The sequence below is a fragment of the Acinetobacter sp. genome (assembly GCF_036659555.1).
GTDB lineage: Bacteria > Pseudomonadota > Gammaproteobacteria > Pseudomonadales > Moraxellaceae > Acinetobacter.
The window spans coordinates 35424-49404 of sequence record NZ_JAVXCI010000008.1 but is presented as its reverse complement, the minus strand read 5'-3'; the positions used below and the strand labels follow the sequence as shown (position 1 = coordinate 49404).

Here is a 13981-nt window from a genome sequence, read left to right as displayed (position 1 = left end):
CCCCGGTTACCGCCGTGAAAGGGCGATGTCCTAGGCCTCTAGACGATAGGGACGCTGCGAGGTGACGGCTATATTATGGATATTTGAATTGCCTGTCAAATTGGATCGGGGGTTATTTTTAAAATATTGAATTGTTTGTATAAAAAGTGGCTTTAATTGAAAAGCACAACGTTTCAGGCTGTGCTTTTAAGATCGCCGCTGCATGCCGCAGCTTAGGTTTTATTGTGGTACAGCCAGTAATAGCTTGCATAGCAGGTGGCCATGAACAGCAGGCAGCCGATAAAGCCGGACAGCATTTCCGGGTCAGCGGCCATGCTTAAGCCGGTTGCGGTGCAGCAGATGAAGCCTAAAATCGGCACCAGCGGGAACCACGGAGTGCGGAATTTCAGCTCGCTGGCGCTGCGGCCCTGCCTCAGCCACTGGCGGCGGAAATTGAACTGGCTCCAGCAAATGCTCATCCAGACAATCACCATGGTAAAGGCCGCCACGCCCATCAGGTTTTTAAAGATCACATCTGCGCCAAACTGTTCCGACAGCAGGCCCGGCAGGCCGCCAATCATGGTGACCCAGACGGCCACAACCGGCACGCCGGATTTGCTGACTTTGGCGAAAACGCGCGGCAGCTGATTCTGCGCGGAGAGCGCCCACATCATGCGTGAAGCGGCGTAAAGGCCTGAATTGGCTGTAGACAGCAGCGCGGTGATAATCACAAAGCGGATGAAGTCTTCCGCATAAGGAATGCCCATCAGGTTGAATACCGTCACGAATGGGCTGCTGCTGAGGCCGCCGTGGCCGCCGGCGTTCAGGCCGGCATCGCTGTACGGCAGCAGCGAGCTGATGACCACAATGGTGCCGACAAAGAAAATAATCAGGCGCCAGACGGCGGCATGAATGGCTTTCGGCACGTTCTTTTCCGGGTTTTCAGTTTCGCCGGCAGCGATGCCGATCATTTCTGTGCCGTTAAAAGCAAAGTTCACAATCAGCAGGGTGGTAAACAGCGGGATCAGGCCATTCGGCAGCCAGCCATGGCTGGTCAGGTTGCTGAACAGCGGCGCAGATTCATAGCCTTGGAAGGGAATAAAGCCGAAAATGCAGGCAAAGCCCAGCACAATGAACAGCAGTACGGTGGCGACTTTAATAAAGGACAGCCAGAACTCGGACTCTGCAAAGGTGCGGGTGGAGCTGAGGTTGGACAGCAGCACGCCGGCTGCGAAGACTAAAGTCCAGAGCCAGACCGACGTTTGCGGGAACCATTCCTGCATTAAAATCGCGGCTGCGGTAAACTCTGTGCCTAAGGTGGCAGACCAGCCCAGCCAGTACATCCATGACACCATATAGCCGGTGCCGGGGCCAATATAGTTGGCGGCGAATGCGCCAAAAGAGCCGGAAACCGGCAAATGAACCGCCAGCTCGCCCAGGCACAGCATCACCATGTAAGCAATCAGGCCGCCGATAATGTAGGCCAGCACCGCGCCTAAAGGGCCGGCCTGTGAAATCACTTCACCTGAACCCATGAACAGGCCTGTGCCGATTGCACCGCCAAGTGAAAGCATAATCAAATGACGCGTGGTCATCGCACGTTTTAAAGACGGCGTGCTGCCGTCTGCAGAGGGGCGCTGCGAAGGCTGAGAGCGAGATTGCATAGCTGAAAGGTTAAGTTTGAAAAAGATATTTTATAGTTGCAGCATGTGAAAAACCACATGAATCGTTTTTTTTCTTATATTTTTCAGTAGTTAATTAGGAAAATAGATATCCGGGCCGCTGCAGTCAGCGGCCGGATGCCTGCTGCGGCTGGGTTTGCGCGGTTTTTGCCGGCGGTTTGGCGTCATCGCTGCGGCTGACCATGTAGAGGTACAAGGCAGCCGGCAGCAGAATCATGAACACGAGTAAAATGTTTTTAAGCATAGCGGATGTGAAAAATGAATAAATGGGGCAGGCTGGAGTATAACCAAAAGCCTGCATAATGTATGCCTTGGAATTGCGGCTGATCCTTACAGGAGCTGAATGCCTCAGAAAAAATCCGGCGCTCTGATCATGCCAGTCCAGTCCCGGATCAGGCTGGCATTTTCTCCGCTTTAAGCCGGGCGCGCTATGCAATCCGGCATTTGCAGCAAGGCCATTGAACAGGGATGAATCTTGATATATGAGCGCAGCCTCTTGAGCACTGTTCGGTAAATCCGCACTGCTGGGCGTGCGGCAGCAGGAGTAAATTCCGCTGCGGTCTGCGGCGGGAAATCCCATCATCTGCCTGAATTATATAATTTGTGAAATGGCAAAAAAGCTTAATTTTTTTCTATTCAGCGACTTTACAAGCTCAAAAAAAAGCCTATAATTCACGGCATATTTCAACTTAGTGTGTTGTTTTTCACACTATCAGGGGCCTTTTATGAAAAAAGTCATTGTTTCAGCAGTTTTCGGTTTTTCTTCTCTGTTCACTGCAGCGCATGCAGCAGGCACTGATTCTACTCAATTTGAGGTTAAGCTTACAGTCAATGAATCATGCAAGTTTACTGCAGCTCAAGATGTGGAATTTGCACCGATTGACCGCTCGACTAAATCTGCCAGCAATGCGAAAGGCCAGTTAAACGTTACCTGCACTTTAAATACCCCTTATAAAATTGCGCTGGCAGGCAGCGGCGCAATGAGCAATAAAACCAATACCGCTTCAACCAGCAAAGTTCCTTATAAGCTGTATCAAGATTCTGCCCGCACAGCGGAGTGGGATGCTGCAAACTTATTATCCAAAACAGGCAACGGTAAAGATCAGGCAATTCCTGTCTACGCCAAATTAGCCGGCGATACCAATGTCGAAGCCGGCAGCTATGCCGACACAGTCGTTGCAACAGTAACTTACTAAGCTGCTGAAGCTGTAGCGGATCAAGCAATGCAGTATATGAACAAATTGAAGCAATTGGCTTGCGTTGCTCTGGCTGCGCTTTATCCGCTGAGCAGTTTGGCTGCCAGCCTGCAGGTTGCGCCAATTTCTGTTTCATTTTCCCCGCAGGAAAAAGCCAAAGAAATATGGCTGACCAATACCAGTGAACGGCCAATCCGCGCGCAAACCCGCGTGCTGGCCTGGTCGCAGGCTGCAGGGCAGGATCAGGTAAGTCCTACACGGGACTTGGTGGCCAGCCCATCCATTACCGAAATTAAAGCGGGCGAGCAGCAGCTGATCCGGATCATCCGCATTGCCCCGCAAAACACCGCTGCGGAACAGACGTACCGCCTGCTGATTGATGAGCTGCCAAGTTCAGGACAGGCTGATGCGCAGACCGGCCTGCAGCTGCTGCTGCAGTATTCGCTTCCTGTGTTCATGCAGCCGGCTGAAGGCATTGCGGCGCGCAATGGCTTAACGCAGCTCAATCAGGTGGCTTTTCAATACCGCAACAGTCAGCTGGCGGTAACGAACAATGCTAAAAGCCATATCCGGATCAGTGAATTAAGCTATATCAATCCAAACGGCGAAAAAATACCGCTCATTAACGGCTTGGTTGGCTATGCGCTGGCTGGCCAGAGCATGCGCTGGGATGTGCCGCAGCTTAAGCAGATGCTTCCAAACGGCAAGTTTGAAGCCAGAATCAACAGTGACGGTTTGGCGCAAACGCTCCCTATGCAATAAGCAGCAATGATAAAACAGTCCGCCCGCCGCAGCGCCTTATTTCAGGCGCTGCTTTGCGCGTCCGGGTTATCCGGCAGTCTGGCGCTGGCCAGCGAACCGCTCAGCTTAGACAGCCTTGAGCAGCAGGAGCTGTATTTAAGCGTGGTGCTGAATCAGGCATCCAGTTCAGCTTTTGGCCATTTCATTCAAACGCCGCAGGATCTGCTGATTTCGCGTGAAACCCTGCAGGAACTGCAGTTAAAAATCAATGCGCCGGATGCGCCGCAGCATGCCGGCTTTATCAGCCTGGCTCAGATTCCGGGGCTAAGCTACGATTACAATGCCCTGGCGCAAAGCATTCAGCTGAATGTTTCGGCCTCTTTTCTGCAGGCCAATACCGTGGCGGGGTTTACTCCTGTTGACGCAGCCAAGGTCAATGCCCAGCAGATTAGGCCGGGCGCGCTTTTCAATTACGATTTTTATGCTCAAGCGGCGGAAGACGCCTGGTCGTTAAGCGGCTGGAATGAGCTGCGCTTTTTCGGCTTTGGAGAAGGCAATGTGCTGAGCATTTCCGCCAACCATGCCTATACTCAGTCAGCCGCATCAGCGGAGCTGAAGAGCCAGATTTTAGACACTTATTGGCAAAAGGATTTCGCCGGCCGCGCGCTGACCTTAACTTTGGGCGACAGCCAGACCCGCGCCTTGGACTGGAGCCGTTCGGCCCGGATTTCAGGCATTAAGCTGGCGAAAAACTACAGCCTGCAGCCGTATCAGGTGACTTCGCCTTTAGCCTCATTTAAAGATTCAGTGCTGCTGCCGTCAACCGTAGATCTGCTGATTAACGGCATTCAGCAGAGCAGCAGCGAGGTGCTTCCGGGGCAGTTCAATATTCAGACCGCGCCGTCAATCACCGGCGCGGGCACGGCGCAGCTGCTGATTACCGATCTCAACGGCCAGCGGCGGGCGGTCAATTTTTCCCTATTCGGCACATCGCGGCTGCTGCAGCGCGGCCTGTCCGACTGGGAAGTCAATCTGGGGGTGAACAAGCTGAATTATGCGGTCAAGTCTTTCAGCTACGGGCATGAGCTGTTAATGAATGCCACTTTCCGCCATGGCCTCAGCAGCGACACCACGCTGGAAAGCCATGCGGAATATTCCAATGCGGCGGCGCTGGCCGGGCTTGGCATTGTACACCGCCTGCCGGACGCCTGGGGGATGCTGAACGGCTCTTACAGCCGCAGCGAGCTGAATGGGCAGGCAGGGCAGGCGTATTCGGCAGGGTATGAATGGAATAACCGCCTGATCAGCTTTTCCATGCGCCATCAGCAAAGCGACGGCAACTTCGGCGATTTGGCGAGCGGTCTGGGCTATGCCTATATAGACCGCTCTGATCATGCATTCTTCGGACTGAATACGCGCTTCGGCCAATTCGGCAGCAGCTATGCAGCGCAGCAGTATCAAGGAATTGACAATAAATACCTGATTTTTAACTGGTCTTATTATTTCCCTTCGAAAAGCTATTTAACCTTGAATATGACCCGCAATCTGAATGAAAAAGACCACGCATTTTTCATGTCATTGAATATTCCGCTGGACCGCCAGACCAATGCCGCCGTCAATGGCCAAAAAAATCCGGATTATAATAAAGTGTCGGCCAGCGTGCGCAGAACGGCTTTGCAGAATCAGGCGGATTGGGGCTGGCAAGGCAATGTGGAATACAGCAATCCGGACAATTACAGCCTGCAGGGGCAGCTGCAGCGGGAAACTTCCGTGGGGCAATGGGATGTGGGGGTGCAGAATGCCAGAATTAACGGCGAAGACTACAGTACGGCCGTTGGGTCGGCGCGCGGCAGCCTGGTGCTGATGAACCGCAGCCTTTTTGCCATGCGCCAGTCGCTGAATTCCTTTGCTGTGGTGTCTACCGCAGGCGTGGCGGATATTCCGGTGCGGCTGGAAAACCGCCTTGTGGGCAAAACCAACCGCAAAGGCCTGCTGTTAATCGACTCGCTCAATCCGTATCAGCATAATGCGGTTTCGATTGATGCGCTGGATTTGCCGCTGGAATATAAAATTGAGTCGACGCAGCTGGATGCGGTTCCCTACAGCGGCAGCGGCCTGTATCTGAATTTTCCGATCTATAAAATGCGCGCGGTGCAGTGGGCGGCGGTCGATGCGCAGAATCAGCCTTTAAAAATGGGAAGCCGGGTCTGGGCGCAGCCTTCAGCGCCTCATCCGGATGATCCGGAACAGACAATTGTCGGGCGCGACGGCATGATTTATTTGGAAAATCCGGCAGCAGCCGCGGTTTTTGCGGAGCATGAGGGGAAAATCTGCCGTATGGACTTGCCTGATTTTTCAGCGCAATATGGCTTTCTGGATTTGGGGAATTTAACGTGCCAATAATGATGAGTATTCACCGTGTGCGGCGTTCAGCGCTGCTGGCTTCCTGCGGTTTTTCCCTGATGCTGCCTTTTGCCCTGCTGGCGGCCAGCCCAGCGGCGCAGGCTTCCGGCTCATGCTGGCTGTCAGGCCCGGCGTTGAATTTCGGTTCGGTATCAGGCAAAGGCAAAACCAGCTATGCCAATTGGCAAGTCACCTGCAATCAATATGGCCATGCCAAAACCGTCAATGTCGCTTTGTGCCCCTATGCGACTGCGGGCGGCTTAGGCTTGTCCAATAACCGCCGGCAAATGGTTGCTTACGGAGCAACACATTCTTACCTGACTTATGACTTGTTTTATGATCCGGCTTTGACCCAGCGGATGGATACGCAGGCCAGTTTATCGACCTTAAAATGCACCTATAAAACCTTCAGCGTGAATGAAAACGAGAAAGTTTTCGATCTGCCGATTTATGGCTATGTATATGCAGGGCAAAATGTCCGGGCTGCGGATTATAGAAATAATAATGATACGCAAGTCAATCTGCTGTATGCCTTCAGTCAGGACAGGCAGCCGAGTGCGGAAGATGTGCTGGCAGCGCAGTCCAAGCCGAGCAGCAACAGCTTAAATGTGACTGCAAATTACGAAAACAGCTGTAATCTGATTTCTGCATCTGATCTGAATTTTGGCCAAATTAATGATTTGTCCCAGGCTGTGACCGGCGCAGCAGCTGTGGCGCTGTCCTGCCCATTGAACACCTCCTGGAAAGTGAGCCTGGATCAGGGCATGAATTATGACGGCGCGACACGGCGCATGCGCAAAGGCGCGGACTACATCGCCTATGAATTATACCGGGATGCGCAGCACAGCCAGCTGTGGAACAATAGCGGCGCATCGCAGGGCGCGGGCAATAACGGCGCGCAAAGCATCCGCATTTATGGAAAGGCTGGGCCAAGCCCGGCGGCTGTGCCCGCAGGGGAGTACCGGGATACCGTCACAGTGACCTTAACCTATTAATAGGTAATGACCGCGGTCACTTTGTCGCTGTATTGGCCGGCAGGAACATTGGTGTCCGCCTGTTCGACCTGTCCCCAGACCGGAACTTTCTGGGTGCTCCCGGTGCCTGTGCCGCTGTAGGCATTTTGGCTGTCTGTGCCCCAGAGGGTGGTGCGGCTGGCATCCTGATACAGCGTATAGGGAATTTTGGCATGATCTGCGGCCGGATTGACCATTTCCCTTTGGCTTTGCAGCGCAATGCGGTACGGCGTGCCCTGAGAGCAGGTTACCGCCAAGTGGTTATTTTTATTTAAGCTTTGCGATGCGCGGTTAATGCTGCCGAAGTCCAGGTCTGCAATATAGGCCGCCGCGATATTGCAGGTTTCTTTAATATTGATGCTCACGCTGAATTGAGCCGAATCCTTATTCGCCGCGTAGATAAGCGCAGAAGCGCTGACAAAGGCGCAAGTCACCAGAGCGCAAATGGAAAATTTCATATATTGTGTTGTTATATAGAATATAGTGATTTGCTATAGCCTACTGAGTTTTTATCAAAAAGTATATTGATCGGGCGGGAATTTCCTTGGAGAAAATACTGTCAGCCGGCAGGCCGCGGCGGACAGGATGAAAGGCTATGCGGAGAATCAACAAAGCCTTTGAATGCATTCCATTGCTAAAGCGCAGCATCAGCCTGAAAGAGCCGGCTGATATTCTCTATCGTATTGCTTTTAGAACATTCGCCGCGCCTGCATTATCATCAAGGCGCTAAGCTGTTTCCAAAGCGGCCTCCAGTTTAATTTGCTTTGAATGATGGCGGAAGCTGGCGCCTCTATGCGTTTCTGGAAGCAATGGGCCTTGGCCAAAGAGCTTTTCACGCAAAGTTCCCTGAGCGTATTCAGTTTGATATGCGCCCCGGCGCTGCAATTCCGGCACCACAAACTCAACGACATCTTCAAAGGTTTTATGCGCCAAGATATAGGCTAAGTTGAAGCCGTCAATATCCGTGTCTTCCGCCCATTCCTGCAGGCGGTCTGCCACAGCCGCAGCGGAGCCGACCAGCACAGGGCCATTGCCGCCGACGCTGATGAACTTGGCAATTTCCGCAATTGTCCAAACCCGTTCCGGATCGGCTTTAGCATAGGAATCAAGCATGGACTGAATCGCGTCGGTATGAATATATTCGACTTGATCTTGCGCATTAAACTGTGAAAAGTCTACGCCAGACCAGCCGGAGGCGAGGGTCAAGCCGCCGTGATAGCTGCCATATTGCTGATACTCTTTGAATTTCGCCTGCGCTTTCCCGTCAGTTTCATCAACGACAATAGAAAGCATGGTGTAGATTAAAATTGAGTGCGGGTCGCGGCCTTCTTCCGCCAGCCTGCTGCGGATGCCCTGCGCCAATTTTTTTACAGCGGCTTTGGTCGGCGCTGAAATGAATACGCATTCTGCATTTTGGCTGGCAAAGGCTTGGCCGCGGCTGGAAGCGCCGGCTTGGTATAGCACAGGCGTGCGCTGAGGAGACGGTTCGCAAATATGAATGCCGGGCACATTGAAATACTGCCCCTTATGGTTAATCGGATGAACTTTGCTGTGATCGGCGAAGATGCCTTTTTCTTTATCCCGCAGGACAGCATCCTGCTCCCATGAGCCTTCCCACAGCTTGTACAGCACGTCCAGATATTCATCGGCAATATCGTAGCGGCTGTCATGGCTAAGCTGTGTTTTTAAGCCCAGATTTTTTGAACCGCTGGCTAAATATGAGGTCACAATGTTCCAGCCGGCGCGGCCTTTGGTCAAGTGATCCAGCGTGCTCATGCGGCGCGCAAAGGGGTAGGGATGCTCAAAAGAAGTGGATGTGGTCACGCCAAAGCCTAAATGCTTTGTTACGGCAGCCATGGCGGGAATAATTTGCAGCGGGTCATTGACCGGAACCTGAACTGCGCCTGTCAGCGCATGTTCTGCAGACTGATGATATATATCATAAATGCCCAGCACGTCTGCAATAAAAATCCCGTCAAATTTGCCGCGCTCTAAAATCTGCGCCAAATCCGTCCAGTATTCCAAGTCTTTATATTCCGTAGAGCGGTCTAGCGGATGGCGCCACAAGCCCGGCGACTGATGGGCTATGCAATTCATTTCAAAGGCATTAAATCTTATTTGCTTAGTCATATTGCTCTGCTGGAACGTCAAAATTTTCAATGAGCTTAATAAAAAAATATCAAGATTTTTAATAACAAAAACCGCCATGCTTATCTGAATCAATGTTTATGAAAATAAAGTATTTAGTTATTGGAAATAACAGCCTGTTATTCCAGTGCGCTGCATCAGCATTCAGCTTAAAGCAGGAATTTGAGGGTTGAATATTTTTTGAAGTTTATATGCTTGCCGCTGCTTATATTGAAATAAGAAAATTTAAGCATAAATAATTCATAATATTTTAATTAAAATGATTTGGTTCGATTATTAACTTATAAATAATTCAAAAAAATAATGCTAGCTTAAGTTTAAAACAGCTAAGCAGAGCATTTTATAATGACCTCAAAAATTGAAATAAAATTGAAAGATGCGCAGCATATTCCCAAAGATTTTTATCAGCAGGATCAATTGGCGCATGTAATACGCTCAGATGAAGAAGCGGTTGAAGCAGCCCGGCAGCTGGCCGCCGCTTTCGCCAAAGAAGCCTCAAACCGGGATCACGAACGGCGCCTGCCGCTGCAGGAAGTGCAGCAGTATTCAGCCTCCGGCTTGTGGGGAATTAATATTCCTAAGCAGTTTGGCGGTGCAGGCGTCAGCTATAAAACCCTTGCCGAAGTGGTGAAAATCATTTCAAGCGCGGATTCATCTTTAGGGCAGATTGCGCAAAACCACTGGGCATTTTTAGAGCATATCCGGTTGGATGCCAGTCCAGAACAGCAGGAGTTTTTCTTTGAACAGGCGCTGCAAGGCCAGCGCTTCGGCAATGCCTTTTCAGAAAAAGGCTCCAAAACCGTAGCGGATCTGACCACAAAAATTGAATTTAAAGCTGATCATGCGGTAATCAGCGGCCAGAAATTCTTTGCGACAGGCGCGCTGCTGGCGCATTGGATTCCGGTGGTTGCTGTGAGCGCTGAGAGCAAGCCGTTTGCCGCGCTTGTGCCGCAGCACACGCCAGGCTTGACCATTGTGAATGACTGGAGCGGTTTTGGCCAGCGCACAACCGTCAGCGGTTCGGTGCTTTTGGATAATGTGCAGGTTGACCTGAAATATGTTGTGCCGATCTATCAGGCTTTTGAGCGGCCTACAGCCGCCGGCGCGATTTCACAGTTTATTCAGTCTGCAGTTGATGCCGGCATTGCCCGCGGCGCGATTGATGAAACGGTTCAATATGTGCGCCAGCATGCCCGCCCTTGGATTGACTCCGGGCTGGAGCAGGCATCGCAAGACCCGTACACTATTGCCAGCATTGGCGAATTAAAGATCAAGCTGCGCGCAGCGGAAGCCGTTCTGGCTTTGGCGGGCGAGGCGATCGACCGCGCTTTGGAAAGCCCAGCCGAAGAAACCGTATCTGAAGCGACTTTAATTACGGCGGAATCCAAGGTTTTGACCACTGAAATTGCGCTGCTGGCCGCCAATAAGCTGTTTGAACTGTCCGGCACGCGTTCAACGCTTTCAGAACTCAATTTAGACCGGCACTGGCGCAATGCGCGCACGCACACCCTGCATGACCCTGTGCGCTGGAAGCTGAATATTGTCGGAAATTATTATTTGAATGATGTTCCGCCGCCGCGTCACGCATGGAGCTGAAAGGAAAAGATGATGACTGTTCAAAGCAATGAAAACTTATCGTTAGGCGCCAATTACCCGCAGGTGGCTGCTAAATTCCGTCCAATTTTCCAGCGTATCGCAGCGGGCGCGCTGGAGCGTGAAAAGACCCGCACTTTGCCCTATGAGCCAATTCAATGGCTGAAGCAGGCCGGTTTTGGCGCAGTGCGCGTGCCGGCCACCTTTGGCGGTGATGGCGTATCGCAGAAACAGCTGTTCCAGCTGCTGATTGAGCTGGCGAAAGCGGATTCCAATGTGGTGCAGGCTTTGCGCGGGCATTTTGCCTTTGCCGCAGACCGCTTGAATGCGCATAAAACTGAAGCGCAGCATTTATGGTTCCAGCGTTTTGCGCAGGGTGAAATTGCAGGGAATGCGTGGACTGAAATCGGCACAGTTGAAATTGGAGATGTGGCGACCCGCGTAACTGAAAATCAGCAGGGCCAGCTGGTGGTCAATGGCCAGAAATACTACGCTACGGGAACTCTCTTTGCGGACTGGATTGACCTGTTCGCCTTGGATGAAACCACCGGTCAGCATGTCATTGCGGCTGTTTCTGCGCAGGCTGCCGGCATTCAAGCAGCTGATGACTGGGACGGTTTTGGCCAGAAAACCACAGGCAGCGGCACAGTGACCATTAAAAATGCGGCCATCGCCCGTGACCATATCCTGCCGTTTGAAGAACGCTTTAAATACCAAACCGCATTCTATCAGGCAGTGCATTTGGCGACCTTAGCGGGGATTGCGCAAAGCGCGGTAGAAGCGTTTACTCAGGAAGTCCGCGAGCGGACCCGCATTTACAGTCACGGCAATGCGGATTTGGTGCGTGAGGATGCGCAAATTCTGCAGGTGATCGGCAAGGCGTCAGCTCAGGCCTATGCTGCGGAATCAATTGCACTGCGCGCAGCTGAAGCGCTGGATGGCGCATACCTCAGCCATTTCCAAAATGATGAAAATTCCGGCTTGCAGGCCAATGACCGTGCTGAGCTGGAATCTTCACAGGGTCAGGTGGTGATTTCAGAGCTGGTGCTGAACCTCACAGCCGAGCTGTTTAATGCCTTAGGCGCATCCGCCAGCACAGCTGAAAAGCAGCTGGACCGCTTCTGGCGCAACGCCCGTGTTGTATCTTCACACAATCCGCTGATCTATAAGCAGAAAGTGATTGGAGATTGGGAAGTCAATCAGGCGCCGCTGCCCTATGTATGGAAAATCGGCAGCAGCCCAGCGGCTAAACAGCAGGAAACCGCTGCCTAAATGCGGCTCAGCTGCGCATTGCGGTAAAATAAATTGCAGCAGTGCGGGCATGGCCTTTATCTGTTTTGAGAGGCTTCTGGCTGTTAATTTTCCATCCTTTTCAGGGGGGATTTATGCCGCTTTTTAAGCTAAACGGATAATAAAAAGGCATTGAATTCAATGCCTTTTTATTTTTTCAGTTTTGCCCAGCGCTGCAATCAGCTTGCAGGCTGGAAGCTTATTGCGGGGATGCAGGGATCAGCTGATTAAGCCGCAGCAGGCCGCATTTGAGCTAAAGATGCTCCGCCCGAACAATGGGGACATAGAAAAACCGGGCCAATGGCTTAGCCCGGTTTAGAATCAATTATACTGGCCCGCCATGCTTTAATATGGAGCCGGCGGGTTAAGCCTGGCCAATGCGCCATTGATAAGGCGGCAGGGTGCCGTTCACGCTGAAATCTCCGGCAATGCGGTCTTTGTAAATGCGCGGATTATGCGATGCGAGCGTGCGGATATTGCGCCAGTAGCGGTCAAGCGCCAAATTTTTATCTGTTGCAGAGGCGCCCAATGCGTCAAACATGATGGTTGATGCGTTTAAGGCGAGATCGGTAATAATGGTTTGCGACTGCGCAATTTCCAATTCAGCAATTGCATTTTGATCAGACTCAAGCGCTTCACTGCTGGCAAAAGCAGCTTCATAGGCGCGCTGCAAAGCCTGCGCATTTTTTTCAATAATCGCCGCGGAAGTATAAGCCGCACCGCGGATTTTACCGGCCACTTGCAGGATTTGCGGATCATGGCGGATTAGTGCCGAATTGGCGTGGCTATAATTGCGGCTGCGCTTTTCGACCAAGGCCGACAGGTCATAGGCGGCAGCCCGGGTCAAGCCGGCAGTAATTGACAGCTGAATCAGCTGATAGAATGCGGCTGAATATTTAAAGCGGCTGTCATCCGGCAGAACATCTGCAGGGTTGATTTGCACATTTTCAAAAACTGCTGTGCCGCTGGCTGTTAGCATCTGTCCAAAGCCGTTCCAGTCATCCAGCACGCTTACACCCGCAGCGCCGCGCGGAATCAAAATGGACGCTGAATTGCCATCCAGATCTGTAATTCCGACATCAATCCATTCCGCATACAGGCTGCCTGTGGTGTAGTATTTTTTCCCATTCAATACGGCTGCGCCATCGCTTTGCCTGGACAGGCGCGTGCTGAACTGGTCAATGGACTCCTTGCCGCCTTCAGACCACGCGCTGCCAACGGTCTCGCCATTGCCAATGCGCGCCAGCCACAGCGCTTTAAAGCCCTCATTAGAGCTGAGCAGCAGGTCTTCTGTAAAGCCAAAATGCACACGCAGAGCTTGCGGTAAATTGGCGTCTGCCTGCGCCAGCTCAATCAGCAGCGCAAACAGTTCAGGAATCGTCGCGTCAAAACCGTTATAGGCTTTGGGCAGGCGCAGGCGGGTGAAGCCGGCGTCTTTCAGCCACTGCAGCTGTTCAAAAGGCAGAATGCGGTTTTTTTCCCGCTCATTGGCAGAGGCTTGAATTTTTTCAAACACTGGGCGGAACTGGGCTGCTAATTCATCATAGCGCGCAGATGGGCCTTGTCCCCATACTTGGTAAATTAAAGAATCGCGGCTTGGGCGGTGTTTTAATTGAGTCGGCTGCTGTAAATCAGTTAAAGCTGTCATAGTTAATGCATGAAGTATAAAAATAAAATAGTAATTCCTGTAAAAAATTTATAAATGAATAATTAAAGATAATTAAATGAAGATTTTTTATTAATATTAAAAGTTTATATTTCAGTGGAAATTATGATTTATAAGGCCGGCATCATGCTGCGGAAATAAATGCCAGCCGATTCGGGGCAGCCATCCGCGGCGCAGGTGCGCATAAATTGAGCAGAATTTGGCGCCTGCTGCTCATCTCCCTTCATCATTTGGACAGCTGCATAAGCGGGGCACAATGCCGCGCCTATG

11 protein-coding genes are annotated in these 13981 nt (G+C 51.7%); 6 read left to right on the top strand and 5 right to left on the bottom strand.

The genetic code is table 11. The features are described from left to right. Positions 1-212 precede the first annotated feature (212 nt). Both RSA72_RS02215 and RSA72_RS02210 read right to left on the bottom strand, forming a co-directional pair. Entirely contained in the window at positions 213-1643 is a 1431-nt protein-coding gene (locus tag RSA72_RS02215; protein ID WP_332632688.1) for an amino acid permease, read from the bottom strand. A gap of 124 nt (positions 1644-1767) precedes the next feature. Further along, positions 1768-1905, bottom strand: coding sequence for a hypothetical protein (locus RSA72_RS02210; RefSeq protein ID WP_332624330.1), 138 nt, complete (start codon positions 1903-1905; stop codon positions 1768-1770). Between the two features lie 481 nt (positions 1906-2386). On the opposite strand from RSA72_RS02210, the gene RSA72_RS02205 reads away from it, so the two are divergent. The 4 genes from RSA72_RS02205 to RSA72_RS02190 are packed head-to-tail and all read left to right on the top strand — an operon-like array spanning position 2387 to position 6996. Further along, complete coding sequence (locus tag RSA72_RS02205) at positions 2387-2857, top strand: Csu type fimbrial protein (protein WP_332624329.1); 471 nt, start codon at positions 2387-2389, stop codon at positions 2855-2857. Positions 2858-2893: 36 nt separating this feature from the next. Continuing rightward, positions 2894-3619 carry a fimbrial biogenesis chaperone gene (locus RSA72_RS02200; protein WP_332624328.1) on the top strand — a complete coding sequence of 242 codons (726 nt, stop codon included), beginning with the start codon at positions 2894-2896 and terminating at the stop codon, positions 3617-3619. A gap of 6 nt (positions 3620-3625) precedes the next feature. Next, on the top strand, positions 3626-6001 hold the full coding sequence (locus RSA72_RS02195; RefSeq protein ID WP_332632685.1) for a fimbria/pilus outer membrane usher protein: 2376 nt from the start codon (positions 3626-3628) through the stop codon (positions 5999-6001). A gap of 2 nt (positions 6002-6003) precedes the next feature. After that, the gene (locus RSA72_RS02190) at positions 6004-6996 is read left to right on the top strand and encodes a Csu type fimbrial protein (RefSeq protein WP_332632682.1); all 993 of its coding nucleotides are present in this window, start codon (positions 6004-6006) and stop codon (positions 6994-6996) included. Here RSA72_RS02190 and RSA72_RS02185 read toward each other — a convergent pair. Together RSA72_RS02185 and RSA72_RS02180 are read right to left on the bottom strand one after the other, a co-directional pair. Further along, a complete protein-coding gene (locus RSA72_RS02185; protein ID WP_332623628.1) occupies positions 6993-7472 on the bottom strand; it encodes a Csu type fimbrial protein in 480 nt (159 codons plus the stop codon). The genes RSA72_RS02190 and RSA72_RS02185 overlap by 4 nt on opposite strands. 268 nt (positions 7473-7740) lie before the next feature. Beyond that, on the bottom strand, positions 7741-9144 hold the full coding sequence (locus RSA72_RS02180; protein WP_332623629.1) for an LLM class flavin-dependent oxidoreductase: 1404 nt from the start codon (positions 9142-9144) through the stop codon (positions 7741-7743). A gap of 381 nt (positions 9145-9525) precedes the next feature. On the opposite strand from RSA72_RS02180, the gene RSA72_RS02175 reads away from it, so the two are divergent. Beyond that, the gene (locus RSA72_RS02175) at positions 9526-10758 is read left to right on the top strand and encodes an SfnB family sulfur acquisition oxidoreductase (protein WP_443098267.1); all 1233 of its coding nucleotides are present in this window, start codon (positions 9526-9528) and stop codon (positions 10756-10758) included. Between the two features lie 12 nt (positions 10759-10770). Next, positions 10771-12027, top strand: a complete 1257-nt coding sequence (locus tag RSA72_RS02170) for an acyl-CoA dehydrogenase family protein (RefSeq protein WP_332623632.1) — start codon at positions 10771-10773, stop codon at positions 12025-12027. A gap of 382 nt (positions 12028-12409) precedes the next feature. Here the strand turns inward: RSA72_RS02170 and RSA72_RS02165 are convergent, their stop codons facing one another. After that, positions 12410-13693, bottom strand: coding sequence for an acyl-CoA dehydrogenase family protein (locus RSA72_RS02165; RefSeq protein ID WP_332623631.1), 1284 nt, complete (start codon positions 13691-13693; stop codon positions 12410-12412). Positions 13694-13981: the final 288 nt, after the last annotated feature.